Origin of the sequence: Pseudomonas fulva NBRC 16637 = DSM 17717 (assembly GCF_000730565.1) — a bacterium.
In the GTDB taxonomy this organism is placed as follows: Bacteria; Pseudomonadota; Gammaproteobacteria; order Pseudomonadales; family Pseudomonadaceae; genus Aquipseudomonas; species Aquipseudomonas fulva.
In genome coordinates, this window is record NZ_BBIQ01000003.1 from 266918 (window position 1) to 288052 (window position 21135).

Here is a 21135-nt window from a genome sequence, read left to right on the forward strand (position 1 = left end):
ATGACTTGTCAGGCGTTTCCCATGAGCTTCAGTCCTCTCATCCGCCAGCTGATCGACGGCTTGCGCATCTTGCCCGGCGTTGGCCAGAAAACGGCACAGCGCATGGCCCTGCAATTGCTGGAGCGTGACCGCAGCGGGGGGCTGCGGCTCGCCCAGGCGCTGACTCAGGCCATGGAAGGGGTAGGACATTGCCGCCAATGCCGCACCCTGACCGAACAGGACCTGTGCCCGCAGTGCGCCGACCCACGGCGTGACGACACGCAACTGTGCGTGGTCGAGGGCCCGACGGATGTCTATGCCGTCGAGCAGGCCGGGTATCGCGGCCGCTACTTCGTGCTCAAGGGGCATCTGTCGCCGCTCGACGGACTGGGCCCGGAGGCGATCGGCATTCCACAGTTGATGGCACGCATCCAGGAGCAGGGCACCTTCACCGAAGTCATTCTTGCCACCAACCCCACGGTGGAAGGTGAAGCCACGGCGCACTACATTGCGCAGTTGCTAGCTGAGAAGGGTCTGGTCGCCTCGCGTATCGCCCATGGCGTGCCCCTGGGCGGCGAGCTGGAGTTGGTAGATGGCGGCACGCTGGCCCATGCCTTTGCAGGGCGTCGCCCTATCTCGCTCTGAGGCAGTGATAGGGTACGACCTGCGGTGCAGTGACCTCGGGATTTCCGCCGCGAAGCTGATCCTGGTGTCGCCGCACCCCATCGCCGCCCAGGCGTCACCCCTCAACGCTCGCTGAGGGAAAACTCGGTCAGGCAGAAGGTCGGTACGCCCGCCGCTTGCAAACGGCGCGAGCCGTCCAGCTCGGGCAGGTCGATGATGGCTGCCGCCTCGAACACCTGTGCACCCGTACGGCGCACCAGGTTGGCGGCGGCCAGAAGCGTACCGCCGGTGGCGATCAGGTCGTCGAAGATCAGTACCGAGTCGCCCTCGCACAGGCTGTCGGCGTGCACTTCAAGGAAGGCTTCACCGTACTCGGTCTGGTACCCCTCGCTGAGCACGTCAGCGGGCAGCTTGCCTTGCTTGCGGAACAGGATCAGGGGCTTGTTCAGCTGATGGGCGATGATCGAACCGATCAGAAAACCACGCGCGTCCATGGCGCCGATGTGGCTGAATTCGGCCTCCACATAACGCTCGATGAACTGATCGGCCACATAGCGCAGCCCGCGCGGCGACTGGAATAGTGGGGTGATGTCGCGGAAGATCACACCCGGCTTGGGAAAGTCCACTACCGGGCGGATCAGGGCTTTGAGGTCGAAGGCGTCGCTGTGCATTGTTGCAGGTATCCTGGGAAAACGAACGGCCCAGTATACCTGCTAAAGCCGCCCTCAGGCCTCCATTGCGCCACCGGCCAGCGCGCAAAGCTGGATCGGGTCGAGGATATGCACCTCCTTGCCTTCGGCGCGCAGCAGGCCATTCTGCTGGAAGCGGGTGAACACGCGCGACACGGTTTCCACCGCCAGCCCCAGGTAGTTGCCCATCTCGTTGCGCGACATGCTCAGGCGGAACTGGTTGGCCGAATAGCCACGGGCGCGGAAGCGCGCCGACAGGTTGACCAGGAACGTCGCGATGCGCTCATCGGCGGTTTTCTTCGATAGCAGCAGCATCATCTGCTGATCGTCGCGAATTTCGCGGCTCATCACGCGCATCAACTGGCGACGCAGCTGCGGCAATTGCACCGACAGTTCATCCAGGCGTTCGAACGGAATTTCGCAGACCGACGTGGTTTCCTGGGCCTGGGCCGACACCGGGTAGGCCTCGGTGTCCATGCCGGAGAGGCCCACCAGTTCGCTGGGCAGGTGGAAACCGGTGATCTGCTCTTCACCGCTGTCGCTCAGGCTGAACGTCTTCAGAGCGCCGGAGCGTACGGCATAGACCGAGCCAAAATTATCCCCCTGGCGGAACAGGAACTCGCCTTTCTTGAGAGGGCGACCTCGCTTGACGATTTCGTCCAGTGCGTCCATGTCTTCCAGGTTGAGTGAAAGGGGCAGGCACAGGGGGGCCAGGCTGCAATCCTTGCAATGGGCCTGGCTGTGTGGGCGCAGTTTGACTGGCTCGGACATTTGACTCGATCCTTGTGGGAAAGCACACATAAGTCGTAAGGGTAACCCACGACATAGGGTGTAGGCCAGTGGCCGCGACCAGTAGGCTGGCTTGCCACGCCCGGCTGCGCATCACCCGATGGCCTGAGTGCCAGCAGCCGCATGGCCAGGACGCATGGAGTGCGGCCAAATGCCTCGCTCAGATCACACGGGAGAACCGTTGGCGATTGTGCAGGGCCAGGTAGGCATCGAAGACCATGCACACCGAACGGGCCAGCAGTCGCCCGGCCGGTAGAATCCGAATGCCCTTGTCGTCCAGGCGAATCAGGCCATCGCGCTGCAAGGTCAAGAGCTCCGGCCACAGGTCATTGAAATAGCCACGAAAATCGATGGCGAATGCCTGTTCGATCGACTCGAAGTCCAGCTCGAAATGGCAGATCAGCTGTTGGATGACCGCCCGGCGCAGACGGTCGTCGGGGGTGCACAGCAGGCCGCGCTGGGTGGCGAGCTGGGCGTTGGAGAGGCTGTCCTGGTAGGTGGTGAGGTCGCTGCTGTTCTGGCAGTACAAATCGCCGATTTGGCTGATCGCCGACACGCCCAGGCCGATCAGGTCGCAGTGCCCATGAGTGGTGTAGCCCTGGAAGTTACGCTGGAGCGTGCCTTCCTCCTGGGCAATGGCCAGTTCGTCATCGGGCAAGGCAAAGTGGTCCATGCCGATGTAGCGGTAGCCGGCAGCGGTCAGTTGCTCGATGGTGGCGTGCAACATGTCCAGTTTGGCCGCTGCACTGGGCAGCTCCCCGGCTTCGATGCGCCGTTGCGGCATGAACCGTTCGGGCAGGTGGGCGTAGTTGAAGACTGACAGGCGATCGGGCTGCAGGCGGATCACTTCTTCAACGGTGCGTGCGAACCCTTCGGGCGTCTGGCGCGGCAGCCCGTAGATCAGGTCCAGGTTCACCGAGCGAAACTGCAGGGTGCGAGCCGCCTCGATCAAGGTGCGCGTCTGCTCCAGGCTCTGCAGACGGTTGACGGCACGCTGCACGGCCGGGTCCAGGTCCTGCACGCCGAGGCTGACGCGGTTGAAGCCCAGCTCACGCAGCAGGCCCATGGTCGACCAGTCCGCCTCGCGCGGGTCGATTTCGATGCCGTAATCGCCCGAATCGTCATCGAGCAGGCTGAAGTGCTGGCGCAGCGTGGCCATCAGCTGACGCAGCTCTACATGGCTCAGGAAGGTCGGGGTGCCGCCGCCGAAGTGCAGCTGCTCCACACGTTGCCTGCTGTCCATGTGGCAGGCCACCAGCTGGATTTCCTGTTCCAGGCGTTGCAGGTAGGGGGCAGCGCGTGCCCGGTCCTTGGTGATGACCTTGTTGCATGCGCAGTAGTAGCAGATGTTGGCGCAGAACGGCACATGCACGTACAGCGACAGCGGGCGCACGGCCCGCCGGCTTTCGCGCAGGGCGTGCAGCAGGTCGAACGAGCCCACTTCGCTGTGCAGTTGCACGGCGGTTGGGTAGGAGGTGTAGCGTGGCCCGGCCAGATCGTAGCGGCGGATCAGGTCGGTGTCCCAACGTAGGTCGTCGAGCATGAGGGCGGTCCCCGGAAAGAGCAGCAATGTTCCGGAGTCTAGGGATGTCTGTAGGAATCTGTGTTGATTTGTATCAAGCGCTAAACGGCCTGAGGGCGCTAGGTCTAGCTCAAGCGATGCGCGGTGGGTACGGCCGGTTACTGGCCATAAGCCATACGCTGCGCCGCCTGGCTCGCCTCAGTGGCCCATCAGCCAGTGTTGATGAGGGCCGGGCAGTGTCCATACGCCGAACAGCACCACGAGCATGCCGCCGGCCACCCGCACGCTGCGTTGTCTCAACAACCTGTTTACCCGCTCGGCCGCCAACCCGGTGGCCAGCAGCACGGGCCAGGTCCCGAGCCCGAATGCCGCCATCAGGGCGGCACTGTGCAATGCATTGCCTTGGCTGGCGGCCCACAGCAAGGTGCTGTACACCAATCCGCACGGCAGCCAGCCCCACAAGGCGCCCAGCAGCAGTGCGCGAGGCAGGCTCGAGACCGGAAGCAGGCGTGACGCCACCGGCTGGATGTGCCGCCACAGCCCGCGACCCATGGCTTCGATGCGGGTCAGTCCGCTCCACCAACCGGCCAGGTACAGGCCCATGGCGATCAGCAGCAAGGCGGCCATGATGCGCAAAACAAGCACGGCAGGGCTATTGGCCACCGCCCAGCCCGCCATGCCGAGCATCAGGCCCGCGGCCGTGTAGCTGAGCACACGCCCGACGTTGTAAGCCACCAGCAGCCGCAATCGACGGCCGCGCTGCGCCGGGGGTATGGCCAGAGTCAGGGCGCCCATCAGGCCGCCGCACATGCCCATGCAGTGACCGCCTCCGAGCAGGCCGAGCACCAGCGCCGAGCCCAGTAGGGGTAGCAAGTCAGCCACGAGCCGGGGGCTCGGAAGGGTTATCAGGCGTTTGTTCGGGCGTGACGGCGGCTTGGTGACGGGGATCCTGATCGTCGAAGAGAATGCTGTGAGCGGGGCTTTCCAGGTCGTCGTACTGGCCGCTGTCCACCGCCCAGAAGAAGATGTAGACGGCCACGCCGACCAGCAGCAGCGCTGCGGGAATCATCACATAGAGGGCGGGCATGGCAGGTTCCTCGCAAGGGTAGGTGCTGACGGGGCCAGGGCAGGCGCCGCAGCAGGCATTCGGGTCAGGCGCAGGGCGTTGAGCACTACCACCAGTGAACTGACCGACATGCCGACCGCTGCCCACACCGGGGTGATCCAGCCAAGGGCCGCGAACGGCAACATGAGGCCATTGTACAGGCTGGCCCACAGCAGGTTCTCGATGATGATGCGCCGCGTGCGCCGCGCCAGCGAGGCCGTCTGCACCAGCGCCTGAAGCCGATTGGAAAGCAGCACCGCGTCGGCGCAGGTCTTGGCCAGGTCAGTGGCACTGCCCATGGCGATGCTGATGTCTGCCGCCGCCAGCACCGGCACGTCATTGACCCCGTCCCCCAGCATCAGCACCTTGTGCCCGGCCTCTTGCAGGGCCTTGAGCCGCGCCAGCTTGTCATCGGGCCTAAGGCCGCCGGCGGCCTCGTCGATGCCCAGTTGCGCGGCCACCTCGCCGACCATCGGCGAGCTGTCTCCGGACAACAGCAGCGTACGCCAGCCAAACGCCTTGCAGGCCGCGAGCAGGGCAGGGGCGTCTTCACGCAGGCGATCGTCCAGCCCGAACCAGGCCAGCGGCCCGCGACGGTCGCCCAGCAGCAGCCACTGTCCCCGTGGCTCGGGTATTGCCGGCGGCGGGGTGCCGCTCAAGGCGCAGACGAAGCTTGCCTGGCCGATGCGCAGGCGTTGGCCTTCAACCTCACCCTCAAGGCCGAGCCCGGGCACGGCCAGCACACCATCGGCCGGCGTGGCCACTTGGCCGAAGGCCCGTGCGATGGGATGCTCGGAGCGGTTTTCCAGGGCCGCGGCCCAGGCCAGGCAAGTGTCGGCCGTTGCATGGCCCAGCGGCCTGATGCTGCGCAAGGTCAGGCGCCCTTCGGTCAGCGTGCCGGTCTTGTCGAAAATCACCGTGTCGATCTGATTCAGGCCCTCCAGCACATGACCGCGTGTAACCAGCAGGCCCAGCTTGTGCAACGTGCCTGTCGCCGCCGTCAACGCGGTCGGGGTGGCCAGCGACAGCGCGCAGGGGCAAGTCGCAACCAGCATGGCGAGCACAATCCAGAACGCCCGTTGCGGCTCCACCTGCCACCACCACACGCCAATCGCGGCGGCCGCGAGCAGTGAGCACAACAGGAACACCTGGGAGGCGCGGTCGGCAATCTGGGCCAGGCGTGGCTTTTCGGTCTGGGCACGTTCGAGCAAGCGGACGATGGCAGACAACCGCGAATCCTGGCCCAGGGCTTGCACCTGCACCTGCAGGGCGCTTTCCACGTTCAGCGTGCCACCTGTGACCCGATCACCCTCCTGGCGAGGTTGGGGCAGGTATTCGCCGGTCAGCAGCGACTCATCGACACTCGAGCGCCCTTGCACGATGCGACCGTCAGCCGGGATCACCGACCCCGGCAGCACCTGCACGCTGTCCCCGCAACGCAGTTCACTGAGCAGGATGCGCTCGCTGCGGCCCTGGGCATCGACACGCAGACAGGATGCCGGCAACAGGTTGACCAGTTGCGCCGTCGCGGCGGCCGTGCGTTCGCGGGCGCGCCGTTCCAGGTAGCGCCCGGTCAGGAGGAACAGGGCGAACATGCCGACAGTGTCGAAATACAGCTCGCCGCTACCGGTGACAGCCGTCCAGATCCCGGCACCGAACGCCAGGGCGATGGCCAGCGAGACGGACAGGTCCATGGTCAGGTGGCGGGTGCGCAGGTCACGCGCTGCGCCCTTGAAAAAGGGCGCGCAGCTGTAGAAGACGATGGGAATGGTGAGGAACAGGGCCACCCAGCGCAGGATAGTGTGCAGCTCGGCGGACAGGTCCATGTTGAATTCCGGCCAGGTGGCCATGGTTGCCATCATCGCCTGGAACCACAGCAATCCTGCGACCCCCAGCCTGCGCAACGCACTGCGGTTTTCCCGGTTCAACTGCTCGGCCGCCTGGTCCGGCTGATAGGGGTGGGCGGCGTAGCCAATCCGGCGCAGCGCCGCCAGCACCTGCGACAGCGGCAATTGCCGATCATCCCAGCTCAGCAGCAGCCGATGATTGGACAGGTTCAAGCGCGCCTCGGCCACCCCCGGCAGGTTGCGCAGGTGCTTGTCGATCAGCCAGCCGCAGGCGGCGCAACTGACGCCCTCGACCAGCAGCGTGGTTTCGGCCAGTTCGCCCTCGTGCCGCACGAATCGCTGCTGCATATCGCTGCGGTCGTACAGCGCCAACTCGTCTTGCAACTGCCGGGGCAGGGCTTGCGGGTTGGCGCTGTTGTCGCTGCGGTGCTGGTAGTAGTGCTCGAGGCCCCCGGCCACGATCGACTCGGCCACAGCCTGGCAGCCTGGGCAGCAGAAGGCTCGGGGCTGCCCCAGGACCACGGCGGTGAACCCGCGACTGGCGGGAACGGGCAGTGCGCAGTGGTAGCAGAGGATGGGTTGGGTCATCGCATCATTGCCTTGCACAAGTCGATCGCGAGCGCGATCAAAGGTGTTGAGCGCCTTGTAGCGCCTCGTCACCCAACTCCAGGATCACACCATGCTCGACCTTCTCTTCTTCGAACAGGCGCCACACCTGATCGCCTTCGCTGCCCAGCAGCTCGACGAAGCGCCGGCCATTGACCTTGTCTTCCAGCTGGCCGACATAGCGCCCCTGCTCGACACGGCTCAGCAGCACCCGGCGGTCCATGGCCGGCTGGGTAGGGGAGATAAGGTTCAGCTCCAGCGTCTGCGGGTCACTGCTACCGGTCAGGCGCACATCTACCTCACCGGTCAGGTCGTCCAGGTGGACGCTGGCCTTGAGCGCCAGTTGCTGAGCCAGCAGCTCCCTGTCCAGGGAGCGGTTGATGCCCTTGCCGGCCTCGTAGTAGTTGTCGTTCACCAGGTTGTCCGGGTTGCGCACGGCGATGCTGACCATGGTCAGGCTCAGGCACACCGAGGTGGTCAGGATGCCGATGATGATCCAGGGCCAGAGGTGCTTGTACCAGGGGCTGGCGGCGGTGGCAGGCATGGTGTTCATCCTTCTTAGCGAATCTGCGGGCCGATGAAACGGCTCTTGGCTTCAACCTGGGCGTCGCTGTCATCGGCGCTCTTGAGGATGAAGGTGATTTCGTTGGTGGTCGAGGGAAGTTTTTCCGGGGCCACCGACAGTTGCACGGGCAGGCTGACGATGTCGCCGGCGGCCACGCGGATTTCCCGTTGGCCATCGAGCATCAGGTCGGGCAGGCCGGTGGCATCGAGCACGTAGACGTGGTCGCGCTGGTCCTTGTTCATGACCTTGAGGCTATACACGTTTTCGATGCGCCCTTGCGCATTCTCCCGGTACAGGACGCGGTCCTTGCTCACGTCCAGGCCTACCAGCGAGCGGGTGGCAAAGGCGCTGGCCAGGGCGATGATCATGACCAGCAGCACCACGGCGTAGCCGATCAGGCGAGGGCGCAGCAGGTGGGTCTTCTGCCCGGACAGGTTGTGCTCGGTGGTATAGCTGATCAGCCCTCTGGGGTAGTGCATCTTGTCCATGATGCTGTCGCAGGCGTCGATGCACGCGGCGCAGCCGATGCACTCGATCTGCAGGCCATCGCGGATGTCGATGCCCGTGGGGCACACCTGCACACACAGGGTGCAGTCGACGCAATCGCCCAGGCCCTTGGCCTTGTAGTCCACGTCTTTTTTACGCGGCCCACGGGTCTCGCCACGGCGCGGGTCGTAGGACACGATCAGTGTGTCCTTGTCGAACATCACGCTCTGGAAGCGCGCGTAGGGGCACATGTACACGCACACCTGCTCGCGCAACCAGCCGGCGTTGCCATAGGTGGCCAGGGTGAAGAAACCGACCCAGAAGTAGGCCCAGCCGTCTGCCTGGCCCGTGAAGAACTCGACCACCAGCTCGCGGATGGGGGCGAAATAGCCGACGAAGGTCATGCCGGTGACGAAGCCGATCAGCAGCCACAGGCTGTGCTTGGCGAACTTGCGGGCGAACTTGTTGGCGCTCATGGGCGCCTTGTCCAACTTCATTCGCTGGTTGCGATCACCTTCGGTGACCTTCTCGCACCACATGTAGATCCACGTCCACACGCTTTGCGGGCAGGTATAGCCGCACCAGACCCGGCCTGCGAACACGGTGATGAAGAACAGGCCGAAGGCCGCCACGATCAGAATGCCCGACAGCAGGATGAAGTCCTGGGGCCAGATGGTCGCGCCGAAGATGTAGAACTTGCGCTCTGGCAGGTTCCACCACACGGCCTGGTGCCCGCCCCAGTTCAGCCAGACGGTACCGAAGTACAGCAAGAACAAGACCGCACCACCTACCATGCGCAAGCGCCTGAACAGGCCGGTGAAGGCACGTGTGTAGATTTTTTCGCGCGAGGCGTAGAGGTCGACGGAATCCTTTCCTGTCTTGGCAGGCGGGGTTACATCATGTACCGGTATATGCTTGCTCATCATCATGTCCCACGGCAGTGGAGAAATGCCGCGGCCAGTGCATGCCGGCCGCAGTCTCGCGCAATCTGCTAGGCCCTGTGTGAAAAGCCTTGATACTCGGTGATGCTGCGTTGAAAACAGCCTGGATCGCCAGCCCGGTCGGAATGCTCATTTACAACATGTAAACTCCGCTTCCTCGGCTGTTTTCGCCTTGCCTGACCTTCGTCTCAAGACTCTTCACACAGAGCCTAGCGCTGCGCGGCCATGATACGCCCCTGGCAGACGTTCAGACCGAGGTGCGACCTTTGGCCGCATTGGGTTGATCTTGTGAAACGTGATATGGGAAGTGTCAATTGATCCAGGTCAGCCGGTGACGCATTTGTTGCCCGCCTGTTGGAACAACCCGGTTGCTGGGCTTACGTCTGGCCTGGCTGCCAGCAGCCCACCCCCAAACTTCCTCACTCGGCTTTCTCGCCTGCCTCCGGCGAGTGCGAAAGGCTGTACACATAAGCAGCCAGCAAATGCACCCGGTCGTTGCCCTGCAACTGTGCCTGGGCCGGCATCTGCCCCTGGCGGCCGTAGCGGATGGTCTGCTGCAACTGTGCAAAGCTCGACCCATAGATGAACGCCTGGGGGTGCGTGAGATTCGGAGCGCCCATGGCCGGGGTGCCCTTACCCTCCGGCCCGTGGCAGGCCACGCAGCTGCTGGCGAAGATCACCTTGCCCTTGGCCGGATCGGCATTGATGCCCTCCGGCAGACGGCGACCGTCCAGGTTGGTGAGCACGAAGGCGGCCACATCGGCCACGCCCTGTTCGCCCAGCACCTCGGCCCACGCCGGCATGACCCCGTGGCGCCCGTTCATGATCGAGGCTTTTATGGTTTCCGGCTCGCCGCCCCAGCGCCAGTCGTTGTCGGTCAGGTTGGGGAAACCGTAGGCACCCTTGGCATCGGAACCGTGACATACCGAGCAGTTGGAGGCGAACAGGCGACCGCCCATCTTCAGCGCTTGTGGGTCCTTGGCCACCTCTTCGATGGGCATGGCCGCGAACTTGGCGAAGATCGGCCCGAACCGGGCGTCGGCCTTGGCCATTTCCTTCTCCCATTCGTGTACACCGCTCCAGCCGGCCTGGCCGTCCGAGAACTCGGCCTGCTTGTCGTTATCCAGGTAAGCGTAGCCGGGCAGGATGCCTTTCCAGTTGCCCAGGCCCGGGTACAGGGCCAGGTAGCCCAGGGCGAAGACAATGGTGCCGACGAACAGCCAGAACCACCACTTGGGCAGCGGGTTGTCGTATTCCTCGATACCGTCGAACGCATGGCCGACGGTTTCGCTGGTGGTCTCCTCGCGTTGACCCTTGCGGGTAGACAGCAGCAGCCAGGTCAGGGCGAGGATGGTGCCCAGGGTCAGAACGGTGACGTACACACTCCAGAACGTTGTCATTGTTTTTTGCTCCCGGATGCCTTTTCTTGTGCGTGCTCGACGTGTTGGCGGGCCTGGGGGTCATCGGCAAAGGGGAGTTGGGTCGCTTCGTCGAAGTCTTTCTTGCGCCGCGGGCTGAACACCCACAGCGCCAGGCCGATGAAGGCCACCAGCACCACCACGGTGCCCAGGCCGCGAATCATTCCGATATCCATCGCCGTCACCGTTTGCTCTTGATGAGGGTGCCAAGGCCTTGCAGGTACGCCACCAGGGCGTCCATTTCGGTCTTGCCCTTGACCGCATCCCGAGCGCCGGCGATGTCGGCATCGGTGTAGGGCACCCCGAGGGTGCGCAGCACCTGGAGCTTACGAGCGGTGTCCTTGCCATCGAGGGTGTTTTCCACCAGCCATGGGTAGGCCGGCATCTTCGATTCCGGCACCACGTTGCGCGGGTTGTACAGGTGGGCGCGGTGCCAGTCATCGGAATAGCGCCCACCGACCCGGGCCAGGTCCGGGCCGGTGCGCTTCGAACCCCACAGGAACGGGTGGTCCCAGACGCTTTCGCCGGCGACCGAGTAATGGCCGTAGCGCTCGGTCTCTGCCCGGAATGGGCGGATCATCTGCGAATGACAACCCACGCACCCTTCGCGGATGTAGATGTCCCGGCCTTCAAGCTCCAGTGCGGTGCGCGGCTTCATGCCTTCGACCGGCTGATTGGTCACGTCCTGGAAGAACAACGGGACGATCTGGGTGAGCCCGCCGATGCTGACGGCGATCACCATGAAGAAAGCCAGCAGGCCGATGTTCTTCTCTACGGCTTCGTGCTTCATCAGTGCGCTCCCACGACAGCGATCTTGGCGGCTTCTTCAGCCTCCACCGGGTTGGCCGCGCGCACGGTGCGCAACACGTTATAGGCCATCAGCAACATGCCGCTGGCAAAGAACGCGCCGCCCAGCGCGCGAACGATGTAGCCCGGATGGCTGGCCTGCAGGGCTTCGACGAACGAGTAGGTAAGGGTGCCGTCGTCGTTGATGGCGCGCCACATCAGGCCCTGGGTGATGCCGTTGACCCACATCGAGGCGATGTACAACACGGTGCCGATGGTCGCCAGCCAGAAGTGGGCATTGATCAGGCCAATGCTGTGCATCTGCTCACGCCCGTACAGGCGCGGGATCATGTGGTACACGGCGCCGATGGAGATCATCGCGACCCAGCCCAGGGCCCCGGCATGCACATGGCCGATGGTCCAGTCGGTGTAGTGCGACAGCGAGTTCACCGTCTTGATGGCCATCATCGGCCCTTCGAAGGTGGACATGCCGTAGAAGGCCAGCGACACCACCAGAAAGCGCAAGATCGGGTCGGTGCGCAGTTTGTGCCAGGCACCGGAGAGGGTCATCATGCCGTTGATCATGCCACCCCAGCTTGGGGCCAGCAGGATGATCGACATCACCATGCCCAGCGACTGCGCCCAGTCGGGGAGGGCGGTGTAGTGCAGGTGGTGCGGGCCGGCCCAGATGTACAGGGTGATCAGCGCCCAGAAATGCACGATGGACAGCCGGTACGAATAGATCGGCCGCTCGGCCTGCTTGGGCACGAAGTAGTACATCATGCCCAGGAAGCCCGTGGTCAGGAAGAAACCGACGGCGTTGTGGCCGTACCACCACTGGATCATGGCATCGGTCGCGCCCGAATAGGCCGAGTACGACTTGAACAGGCTGACCGGCAACGAAATGTGGTTGACGATGTGCAGCATCGCGGTGACCACGATGAAAGCCCCATAGAACCAGTTGCCGACATAGATGTGCTTGGTCTTGCGCTTGACGATGGTGCCGAAGAACACCGCGCCGTAGGCGACCCAGACAATGGTCAGCAGAATTGCCAACGGCCATTCCAGTTCGGCGTATTCCTTGGTGGTGGTGTAGCCCATGGGCAGCGTGACCAGGGCGCCGACGATCACGGCCTGCCAACCCCAGAAGGTGAAGGCCGCCAGGCGATCGGAGATCAGCCTGGCCTGGCAGGTGCGCTGCACCACGTAGTAGCTGGTGCCGAACAGTGCACAGCCGCCAAAGGCGAAGATCACCAGGTTGGTGTGCAGTGGGCGCAGGCGGCCGAAGCTGGTCCAGGGCAGGTCCAGGTTGAGCTCAGGCCACACGAGCTGCGAGGCGATGAAGACGCCCAGGCCCATGCCGATGATCCCCCAGACCACCGTCATGATGGCGAACTGGCGGACGACCTTGTAGTTATAAGCAGTCGAACTGATTGCAGTGCTCATTCTCAGTTTCCACGGTTTTATGTTCTTGTTGGTCGAAATCGGCATCAGTATCGGAAACCCCCTGGGTTACCGCAACGCAACTTTGGTACGCCGACCCGTGTCCAGCCCTGTTCGACAGTGGCACGCAGTGAACGGGGGATGCCATGGATTGTACACAAATAAATATTTGTAATGTGTACCGTTTCTCGGTTTTTTCTGATCGAACGGTCAGGCTTTTTCGGACGGTCAGAAAGTGGGCCTCAAGGCATGGCAAGAATGTGCATTGAGGGGGCGTGGGATGCGCAAGCGGCTGGGGTGCTGGACGCTCACAAATGAAAAGCGCCGCTAGAGCGGCGCTGTGGGGCGGGAAGAAGACGAAGAGCGGGTTACTTGACGGTCACGCCTTGGGCTGCGTCGCCCTGGGAGAGGCTGTAGACGTAGGCCGCCAGCAAGTGCACTTTGTCATTGCCCTGGATCTCGGCCTGCGCGGGCATCTGGCCCTGGCGACCATAACGAATGGTCTGTTGCAACTGGGCGAAGCTCGATCCATAGATGAACGCCTGCGGATGGGTCAGGTCCGGCGCACCCATGGCAGGGGTGCCCTTGCCCTCAGGCCCGTGGCAGGCCACGCAGTTGCTCGCGAACAGCGCTTTGCCCTTGACCGGGTCGGCCTTGACGCCTTCGGGCAGCTTGCGCCCATCGAGGTTGGTCAGCACGAACGCCGCCACATCCGACACGCCCTGTTCACCGATCACCTCGGCCCAGGCCGGCATCACGCCGTGACGGCCGTTCATGATCGACGCCTTGATCGTTTCAGGCTCACCGCCCCAGCGCCAGTCGTGGTCGGTCAGGTTGGGAAAGCCGTAGGCGCCCTTGGCATCGGAACCATGGCAAACCGAGCAGTTGGAGGCGAACAGGCGGCTGCCCATCTTCAGTGCTTGTGGATCCTTGGCTACTTCTTCCACCGGCATGGCGGCGTACTTGGCGAAGATCGGGCCGAACTTGGCATCGGCCTTGTCCATCTCCTTCTGCCATTCATTGACACCGGTCCAGCCATCTTCGTAACCGGGCAGGATGCCTTTCCAGTTGCCGAGGCCCGGATATAGCACAAGGTAGCCAGCGCTGAAGACCAAGGTGCCGACGAACAACCAGAACCACCACTTGGGCAGCGGGTTGTCGTATTCCTCGATGCCATCGAAGCTGTGCCCCATGGTCTGGTCGGTCGTGCTGTTGCTCTGCCCTTTGCGGGTGCCGAGCAACAGCCAGGTCAGGCCGATCAGGCTGCCGATGGTCAGTACGCTGATGTAGGTACTCCAGAAGGCGGTCATTGTGCTTTGCTCCTCGCAGCTGCACGGGTTTCAGGTGCCTGCTCGACAGGAGGCAGGCGGTCGTCGACGAAGGGCAGCAGGCGCGCTTCGGCGAAGTCCTGGTCGCGGCGCCGGTTGAATACCCACAGGCTCAGGCCGATGAAGGCGATCAACACCACCAAGGTGCCCAGGCCGCGGATCATGCCGATGTCCATTTCCATCGCATTCACCTCTTGTTCTTGATCGAGGTGCCCAGCACCTGCAGGTAGGCGACCAGGGCGTCCATTTCGGTTTTGTTCTTCACCGCCTCGCGCGCGCCGGCAATGTCTTCGTCGGTGTAAGGCACGCCCAGGGTGCGCAGCACGCGCATCTTGGTGTCGGTGTGGCTGTTGTCGACCTGGTCGGCCACCAGCCACGGATACGACGGCATCTTCGACTCCGGCACCACGTTGCGCGGGTTATACAGGTGGGCGCGGTGCCAGTCGTCCGAGTAGCGCCCGCCGACTCGGGCCAGGTCTGGCCCGGTGCGCTTGGAGCCCCACAGGAACGGGTGGTCCCACACGCTTTCGCCGGCAACCGAATAATGGCCATAGCGCTCGGTTTCGGCGCGGAACGGGCGGATCATCTGCGAGTGGCAGCCTACGCAGCCTTCGCGGATGTAGATGTCACGGCCTTCGAGTTGCAGCGCGGTGTAGGGCTTCATGCCCTCGACCGGCGTATTGGTTACGTCCTGGAAGAACAACGGGACGATCTGGGTAAGGCCGCCGATGCTGACGGCGAAGACCATCAGCAAGGCCAGCAGGCCGACGTTTTTCTCGATGACTTCATGTTTCATCAGGCAGGTCTCCTCAAGCCAGCTGGGCGTTCGCAGGGACGGTATCCAGCGCTGGCGAACGTACGGTGCGCCAGGTGTTCCAGGCCATCAGGAACATGCCGCTGAGGAAGATCGCGCCACCGACGAAGCGCACGACGAAGCCTGGGTGGCTGGCCACCAGGGTTTCGACGAACGAGTAGGTGAGCGTGCCGTCGCTGTTGACTGCGCGCCACATCAGGCCCTGGGCGATACCGTTGACCCACATCGAGGCGATGTAGAGCACGGTGCCGATGGTGGCCAGCCAGAAATGCGCGTTGATCAGCCCGATGCTGTACATGCGCTCCTTGCCGAAGACCTTGGGGATGGTGTGGTACAGGGCGCCGATGGAGATCATCGCTACCCAGCCCAGGGCGCCGGCATGCACGTGGCCAATGGTCCAGTCGGTATAGTGGGACAAGGCGTTGACGGTCTTGATGGCCATCATCGGGCCTTCGAAGGTGGACATCCCGTAGAACGCCAGGGAGACCACCAAGAAGCGCAGGATGGGATCGCTGCGCAGTTTGTGCCAGGCGCCGGACAGGGTCATCATGCCGTTGATCATGCCGCCCCAGCTCGGTGCCAGCAGCACCAGCGACATCACCATGCCCAGCGATTGGGCCCAGTCGGGCAGGGCGGTGTAGTGCAGGTGGTGAGGGCCTGCCCAGATGTACAAAGTGATCAGTGCCCAGAAGTGCACGATCGACAAGCGATAGGAATACACCGGGCGTTCGGCTTGTTTGGGCACGTAGTAGTACATCATGCCCAGGAAGCCTGCGGTCAGGAAGAAGCCCACGGCGTTATGGCCATACCACCACTGCACCATGGCATCAGTGGCCCCGGCGTAGACCGAGTAGGACTTGGTCAGGCTGACAGGCAGTTCCAGGTTGTTGACGATGTGCAGCATCGCCACGGTCAGGATGAAACCGCCGAAGAACCAGTTGCCCACATAGATGTGCTTGGTATTGCGTTTGATCAGAGTGCCGAAGAACACCACGGCATACGCCACCCACACGATGGTGATCAGGATGTCGATCGGCCATTCCAGTTCGGCGTATTCCTTGGAGCTGGTGTAACCCAGCGGCAGGCTGATGGCAGCCAGCAGAATCACCAGTTGCCAGCCCCAGAAGGTGAACGCGGCCAAGCGTGGCGCGAACAGGGTGGTCTGGCAGGTGCGTTGCACCGAATAATAGGAGGTGGCGAACAGCGCACAGCCGCCAAATGCGAAAATCACCGCATTGGTATGCAGTGGGCGCAGGCGGCCGAAGCTGGTCCAGGGGAGATCGAGGTTCAGGAAAGGCCAGGCAAGCTGGGCGGCGATGAAGACGCCGAGCCCCATCCCGACGATTCCCCACACCACCGTCATGATGGCGAATTGGCGGACCACCTTGTAGTTATAGGCGGTACTGCTGGTTGTGTTCATGTATGGGTTCCCATCCACGGTTATTGGCAGGCTATAGAGCGAGGCAAGCATGAGTAATGGGCAAAATGCCTGCATTGACGGGGATCAATGGGCCAAGGTCGGAAATGTCCCAGGCTTGCGCTGCACACCTGAACACTGGGTGTACGGTGAGCCGTACCGGACCTGCCTGATCCTTGCCCATGGCGCCGGGGCGCCGATGGACAGCGAGTTCATGGAGCAGATGGCGCAAAGGCTTGCAGCACGTGGGGTAGCCGTGGTGCGCTTTGAGTTCCCGTACATGGCCCAGCGTCGGCAAGGCGGCAGCAGAAGGCCACCCAATCCGCAGCCGGCCTTGCTGCAATGCTGGCGCGAGGTGTACCAACACGTGCGACCTTTGGTCGCGGGTAAATTGGCGATTGGGGGCAAGTCGATGGGCGGGCGCATGGCCAGCCTGGTAGCGGACGAGTTGGGGGCCGATGCGCTGGTGTGCCTGGGCTATCCGTTCTATGCAGCAGGCAAGCCGGAAAAGCCACGGGTCGAACACCTGGCCGGGTTGCAGACTCCGACCTTGATCGTTCAGGGTGAGCGCGATGCCTTGGGCAATCGGGAGGCGGTTGGGCGGTATGCCTTGTCACCTGCAATCGAGGTGCAGTGGCTTGCGACGGGCGATCATGACCTAAAGCCCCTGAAGGCTTCCGGGTTCAGTCATGAACAGCACCTGCAGGCAGCGGCCGACAAGGTGGCGCGCTTTCTGGATAGGCAATGACGATGCGCGGTGGCAAACCCCGGGTTCATCAAGGGCATGCGGCCGAGTGAGGCACTCGGCCTGGGGCAGGCTTAGTCGCGGTACTCGCACAGGTAAGCCGTATCGACCTTGACTTGCAACTGGAACTTGCTGTCGGCCGGCACGTTGAACTGGGTGCCAGTCGCGAAGGTTTCCCAAGCATCGCTGCCTGGCAGCTTCACGGCCAGCTCGCCCGAGACCACGTGCATGATTTCACGCTTGGCCGTGCCGAACTCGTATTCACCAGGGGCCATCACACCGACGGTGGCCGGGCCTTCTTCGCCAGTGAAAGCGATCGACTTGACGGTGCCGTTGAAGTACTCGTTGACCTTGAACATGGGCGACTCCAGTAACAGAAGAGGGCAAAAAGGCTGGCCAGTATGCCCAAGGCCACCGGCGCCGTCATCCGCTTTGACAGGCGCCGCCCATCAACCGCTCGGCAGGCTCAACGGCAGCAGGCGCGCGGTGTTGCGCGCGTCTTCCAAGGCCCTGTGCTGTTGGCCGCAAAAGTGCATGCCGGCCATGTGCAGGGCACTGTTGAGCCCCGTCGGACGCTGCAGGTGGCGGGCCTTGGCAAAACGCTGCTTGAGATTGATGTGCGGCAGTGCCCGCAGCGCGCTGTCCAGGCCATGTTGCCGCCATTCCTGGAGCAATTGCACACGGTCGTAGTCGCCCCAGCTCACCCAGGCCTGCAACTGCGCCTGATGGTGCGCCAGCCACCGTTCGAAACTGGGCCACACCTCGGTGAAAGGGGCCGCCGAGTCCACGTTCGCCTGGCTGATGTGGGTCAGCTCACGGCAGAATGGCGTCAACTGAGGCCGCCTGCGTGGCCGCACGAAGCGCTGGAAATGATCGACCTCGCGGCCTTGGCCAGTTACCAGGCTCGCGCCGATTTCAATCACTTCCATGTCTGCGACCGGCCATCCGCCGTCGTCTGTCGTCGCTTCCAGGTCGATCACCAACCAATGGCCCATATCAGGCTCCCTTCCAGGTCATGCTAGAGCGTAGCCAAAGTCCCGCCTCCCGACACCCCCTGGCATTTTGCCGCCTGCTTTGGCATAAAGGGCGCGACCCGGTGGTTGTGCCGGGTCCGGAAAGCGCCTAGCGTAAGCGGATCCCGTTCTGGCATGTGATGAGTGTTCGTTTTGACCCTAGCGCCCGGCCTCAAGGTCCTGTCCGCACTGTTTATTTCTGCCGCCTGTTGGTTGGCGCCGTCGGCACGGGCCGTCGAGCGGGTGGAAGTCAGGGTCGGGGCTGCTCACTTCCCGCCGTACACCGTGCGTCCCGAGCAAGGTGCGGGCACCGGTCTGCTGACGCAGTTGATCGACGCGTTGAACCTGTCGCAACCCCGTTATCGCTTCGTGCTGGTGCCCACCTCGGTGCAACGACGCTTTGGCGATCTGCTGCAAGGCCGTACCGACATGGCAGTGTTCGAGAACCCGCAATGGGGTTGGGCGCAAGTGCCGCACGAGGCGGTGGACATGGGCCTTGAAGACGCCGAAGTGTTCGTAGGGCGTACCAGCAGCCTGGCCGACCCGCACTATGTCGATGCCCTGCAGGGCAAGCGCCTGGCCATGTTCAACGGCTACCACTATGCCTTCGCAGGGTTCAACCCCGACCCCACCTACCTGCGCAAGGCCTTCAACGCCACCTTGACCTATTCCCACGACAGCAACCTGCTGATGGTGCAGGCCGGTCGCGCCGACATCGCACTGGTGACCCGCTCGTACCTCACCGATTTTCTGGCCCGTAACCCCTCCAGCCAGGGCCGGCTGGCGGCATCGGGGCGTATCGATCAGGTCTACCATCACTATGCCGTGCTGCGCGCAGGTGGGCCGTTGTCAGCCACCGCGTTTGCCGGGTTGCTGCAGGCGCTGCGCGAGAAGGGCGAGCTGGCGCGCATCTTCGAACCCTACGGCATCACCGTCACTGCCGGGCGCCCGTAATCCCCCTCAAGGGCAGCAGCTAAATCCGGGGGAGGTGGCATCGTCTTGCAGAGTGAGCCTTTCTTTCACGTCACCGAGTATCGCCCATGCCCTCAGATGCCGCTTTGCAGACACCCTACACACCACGCTGGCGCAGCCTGAGCGCCGAGCAGCGCGACGGTTTTCTGTGCCTGTCGCTCGAAGCTCGACCCTTGATCACCCTGCGGGTGCACACCCAAGGCACTCCAGTCGTGCAGGTGGAATGGGTCTGCTCGCAGCGACCCTACCAGGCGCTGTGGGCGGCGTGCTATTGGCTGTTGTCCCAGGACCTCACCTGCCAGACGTTGACTTGGCAGCTGCATGAAGTGCCCGCCCAAGCGCTGGCCTCTGGCTTGCTGGTGAGCAGCGAGCAACCGGGGCAGTACCTATGCCAGCGGGCATTGTTCTGGCAGTTGCCTCAGCCGTGGCTGGGTGAAGTGCAGGCCGCGGTGTATCCGCAACAGATGCGCATCAGCGCGGGCAAACGACACCCGTTGCGAGCGCCCAAGCCGCGAGGCGAAGTGTACCGGCGCTTCGATGCGCGGCTGGGCAGCTGGGTATCGCTGCGCACCCTGGAAATCGAGCACGACCTTGAGCGCTTCAACCGCTGGCAGAACGAGCCGCGGGTAGAGGCGTTCTGGCAGGAAGGGGGTAGCCTGGCGCAGCACCGCGAGTATCTGGCCAAGCTAGAAGCGGACCCTCATACCCTCACGATGATCGGTTGCTTCGATGATCAGCCGTTTGCCTACTTCGAAGCCTATTGGGCCAAGGAAGACCGCATCGCCCCGTTCTATCAGGCCGACGATTATGACCGTGGCATCCACATGCTGGTAGGCGAACAGCAACACCGCGGCCCCCACAAGGTCGCCAGCTGGCTCTGCGCGCTGGTGCACTACCTGTTCCTGGATGACCCGCGCACCCAGCGCGTTGTCGCCGAGCCACGTGCCGACAATGCGCGGATGATCGGCTACATGCAGGATCAATGCTTTCACTGCGACAAAGTGTTCGACTTCCCGCACAAGCGGGCTGCGCTGATGATTCTGGGGCGGGAGCGGTTTTTCGATCGGTGCACGCTGGTTTAAGGAGGGTATTGACGGAGGTTCGACAACTACCCGGTATCGCACTTCAAACCAGTGATTTTGCGGATGCGCACCGGCTGGGTAGGCGCGGCCTTGCCGGTCCGGCGCCCCGGCCAGGCCGCTCTACACGGGTCATCCTTCCCCTTCGCGCCGTGCCTAGCGCGTCATCTTCCGGCAATGCACCATCGCATCGCGAATCATGAAGTTGACCAGGGTAGGGGAGACGCCCAGTTCCTTGGCGATGTCTTTCTGCGGCACACCATGCAGGCGGTACATTTCGAACGCATACCGCGTGCGTGGCGGCAGGTCGTTCAGTGCGCGGGCGATGTCGTCGAGGGCCGCAAGGTTGATGTGGGTAGCTTCGGGCGAGGCGTTCTGCAGGACGACGTTCAGCCCTTCTTCCTCGCTGCCGGAGTATTTCAACTCCATCGCCTGCTTGCGGTAGTGGTCGATGGCCAGGTTGCGCACGATCTGGAACAGGTAGCTCAGCTGCGCCTTGAACGAAGAGGTGATCTGCGGGGCGCTGCCGAGCCTGAAGAAGGCGTCCTGCACCACATCTTCGGCCCGCGAGCGGCAGCCGGTGATGCGGGCGGCAATCTTGAGCAAGATGCTGCGGTTTTCTACGAACGCTTGGAGCAGTGGTGAATCGCACTTACTTGTGGACAGTTGTTCCGCCATGGAAATCACCTGGAAGCATAGGGTAAAGAGCGCGTTGATTTGTAGGACGCGTCCTGGGACGAGCGACAAGCTATTCAGAATGATAATGATTGTCAAATACGAAACGAAATTAGTATCTGTATCTTTCAGTTCTAAGTCGCGCCCGACTCGCGTGCGTACCCGCCGCATGGCGCCACGCATCACGCGGCGCCTGGTTAACGCGTACGCCCGTCTTTTCTCCCACAGGCCCGCGCTTCGTTAATTTCTGCCCCCCGCCATCCGTTCCCCTCTGTACATCCCCGGCCGCTGA

Annotated in this window: 22 protein-coding genes and 1 pseudogene; 4 read left to right on the forward strand and 19 right to left on the reverse strand. The window is 63.2% G+C overall.

Translation table 11 applies throughout. From position 1 onward, the window contains the following. Window positions 1-21 precede the first annotated feature (21 nt). Window positions 22-624 (forward strand): recombination mediator RecR, encoded by a 603-nt coding sequence (recR, locus tag PFU01S_RS05505; protein ID WP_023535938.1) that lies wholly within the window; start codon window positions 22-24, stop codon window positions 622-624. 101 nt (window positions 625-725) lie between these two features. On the opposite strand, the gene PFU01S_RS05510 is transcribed toward recR, so the two are convergent. The 16 genes and pseudogenes from PFU01S_RS05510 to ccoN (PFU01S_RS05585) all read right to left on the reverse strand — a co-directional run bounded on the left by PFU01S_RS05510 (window position 726) and on the right by ccoN (PFU01S_RS05585) (window position 16362). Beyond that, on the reverse strand, window positions 726-1274 hold the full coding sequence (locus PFU01S_RS05510; protein ID WP_023535921.1) for an adenine phosphoribosyltransferase: 549 nt from the start codon (window positions 1272-1274) through the stop codon (window positions 726-728). 54 nt (window positions 1275-1328) lie between these two features. Next, on the reverse strand, window positions 1329-2063 hold the full coding sequence (gene fnrA, locus PFU01S_RS05515; protein WP_027916015.1) for a Crp/Fnr family transcriptional regulator FnrA: 735 nt from the start codon (window positions 2061-2063) through the stop codon (window positions 1329-1331). 178 nt (window positions 2064-2241) lie between these two features. Next, window positions 2242-3624 carry an oxygen-independent coproporphyrinogen III oxidase gene (gene hemN / locus PFU01S_RS05520; protein ID WP_027916016.1) on the reverse strand — a complete coding sequence of 461 codons (1383 nt, stop codon included), beginning with the start codon at window positions 3622-3624 and terminating at the stop codon, window positions 2242-2244. A 177-nt stretch (window positions 3625-3801) separates the two neighbouring features. Continuing rightward, window positions 3802-4485 carry a sulfite exporter TauE/SafE family protein gene (locus PFU01S_RS05525; RefSeq protein ID WP_027916017.1) on the reverse strand — a complete coding sequence of 228 codons (684 nt, stop codon included), beginning with the start codon at window positions 4483-4485 and terminating at the stop codon, window positions 3802-3804. Beyond that, window positions 4478-4690, reverse strand: a complete 213-nt coding sequence (gene ccoS, locus PFU01S_RS05530) for a cbb3-type cytochrome oxidase assembly protein CcoS (protein WP_028687961.1) — start codon at window positions 4688-4690, stop codon at window positions 4478-4480. Before ccoS ends, PFU01S_RS05525 begins: the two co-directional genes overlap by 8 nt. A gap of 19 nt (window positions 4691-4709) precedes the next feature. Then, window positions 4710-7143: pseudogene (locus tag PFU01S_RS05535) on the reverse strand (heavy metal translocating P-type ATPase); the annotation flags it as partial. 37 nt (window positions 7144-7180) lie between these two features. After that, window positions 7181-7705, reverse strand: coding sequence for a FixH family protein (locus PFU01S_RS05540; protein ID WP_028687959.1), 525 nt, complete (start codon window positions 7703-7705; stop codon window positions 7181-7183). A 14-nt stretch (window positions 7706-7719) separates the two neighbouring features. Further along, window positions 7720-9135: a cytochrome c oxidase accessory protein CcoG gene (gene ccoG / locus PFU01S_RS05545; RefSeq protein ID WP_027916021.1), complete on the reverse strand. Its 1416-nt coding sequence runs from the start codon at window positions 9133-9135 to the stop codon at window positions 7720-7722. Between the two features lie 437 nt (window positions 9136-9572). Then, a complete protein-coding gene (ccoP, locus tag PFU01S_RS05550) occupies window positions 9573-10553 on the reverse strand; it encodes a cytochrome-c oxidase, cbb3-type subunit III (RefSeq protein ID WP_027916022.1) in 981 nt (326 codons plus the stop codon). Further along, window positions 10550-10747 carry a CcoQ/FixQ family Cbb3-type cytochrome c oxidase assembly chaperone gene (locus PFU01S_RS05555; protein WP_023535942.1) on the reverse strand — a complete coding sequence of 66 codons (198 nt, stop codon included), beginning with the start codon at window positions 10745-10747 and terminating at the stop codon, window positions 10550-10552. Before PFU01S_RS05555 ends, ccoP (PFU01S_RS05550) begins: the two co-directional genes overlap by 4 nt. Window positions 10748-10752: 5 nt before the next feature. Further along, a complete protein-coding gene (gene ccoO / locus PFU01S_RS05560; RefSeq protein WP_023535925.1) occupies window positions 10753-11361 on the reverse strand; it encodes a cytochrome-c oxidase, cbb3-type subunit II in 609 nt (202 codons plus the stop codon). Further along, entirely contained in the window at window positions 11361-12803 is a 1443-nt protein-coding gene (gene ccoN / locus PFU01S_RS05565) for a cytochrome-c oxidase, cbb3-type subunit I (RefSeq protein ID WP_023535871.1), read from the reverse strand. The genes ccoO (PFU01S_RS05560) and ccoN (PFU01S_RS05565) overlap by 1 nt, the downstream gene beginning before the upstream one ends. Before the next feature lie 365 nt (window positions 12804-13168). Continuing rightward, the gene (gene ccoP, locus PFU01S_RS05570) at window positions 13169-14110 is read right to left on the reverse strand and encodes a cytochrome-c oxidase, cbb3-type subunit III (RefSeq protein ID WP_027916024.1); all 942 of its coding nucleotides are present in this window, start codon (window positions 14108-14110) and stop codon (window positions 13169-13171) included. Next, window positions 14107-14310, reverse strand: coding sequence for a cbb3-type cytochrome oxidase subunit 3 (locus PFU01S_RS05575; protein WP_027916025.1), 204 nt, complete (start codon window positions 14308-14310; stop codon window positions 14107-14109). Before PFU01S_RS05575 ends, ccoP (PFU01S_RS05570) begins: the two co-directional genes overlap by 4 nt. A 5-nt stretch (window positions 14311-14315) precedes the next feature. Further along, window positions 14316-14924, reverse strand: a complete 609-nt coding sequence (gene ccoO, locus PFU01S_RS05580) for a cytochrome-c oxidase, cbb3-type subunit II (RefSeq protein WP_023535920.1) — start codon at window positions 14922-14924, stop codon at window positions 14316-14318. Window positions 14925-14937: 13 nt separating this feature from the next. Next, a complete protein-coding gene (ccoN, locus tag PFU01S_RS05585; protein WP_027916026.1) occupies window positions 14938-16362 on the reverse strand; it encodes a cytochrome-c oxidase, cbb3-type subunit I in 1425 nt (474 codons plus the stop codon). Window positions 16363-16411: 49 nt separating this feature from the next. Between ccoN (PFU01S_RS05585) and PFU01S_RS05590 the strand changes: the two genes are divergently transcribed. Next, window positions 16412-17107: an alpha/beta family hydrolase gene (locus PFU01S_RS05590; RefSeq protein ID WP_028687958.1), complete on the forward strand. Its 696-nt coding sequence runs from the start codon at window positions 16412-16414 to the stop codon at window positions 17105-17107. Window positions 17108-17178: 71 nt separating this feature from the next. On the opposite strand, the gene ppnP is transcribed toward PFU01S_RS05590, so the two are convergent. Next, complete coding sequence (ppnP, locus tag PFU01S_RS05595; RefSeq protein ID WP_027916028.1) at window positions 17179-17463, reverse strand: pyrimidine/purine nucleoside phosphorylase; 285 nt, start codon at window positions 17461-17463, stop codon at window positions 17179-17181. Window positions 17464-17553: 90 nt separating this feature from the next. Next, entirely contained in the window at window positions 17554-18099 is a 546-nt protein-coding gene (locus PFU01S_RS05600) for a 3'-5' exonuclease (protein ID WP_023535887.1), read from the reverse strand. A 171-nt stretch (window positions 18100-18270) separates the two neighbouring features. Here PFU01S_RS05600 and PFU01S_RS05605 point away from each other — a divergent pair, with 171 nt between their 5' ends. Together PFU01S_RS05605 and PFU01S_RS05610 are read left to right on the forward strand one after the other, a co-directional pair. Beyond that, window positions 18271-19071, forward strand: coding sequence for a substrate-binding periplasmic protein (locus PFU01S_RS05605; RefSeq protein WP_028687957.1), 801 nt, complete (start codon window positions 18271-18273; stop codon window positions 19069-19071). 86 nt (window positions 19072-19157) lie between these two features. Continuing rightward, window positions 19158-20171, forward strand: coding sequence for a GNAT family N-acetyltransferase (locus PFU01S_RS05610; protein ID WP_028687956.1), 1014 nt, complete (start codon window positions 19158-19160; stop codon window positions 20169-20171). 153 nt (window positions 20172-20324) lie between these two features. Here PFU01S_RS05610 and PFU01S_RS05615 read toward each other — a convergent pair whose 3' ends face one another. Continuing rightward, entirely contained in the window at window positions 20325-20846 is a 522-nt protein-coding gene (locus tag PFU01S_RS05615; RefSeq protein WP_027916031.1) for an RNA polymerase factor sigma-70, read from the reverse strand. Window positions 20847-21135 lie beyond the last annotated feature (289 nt).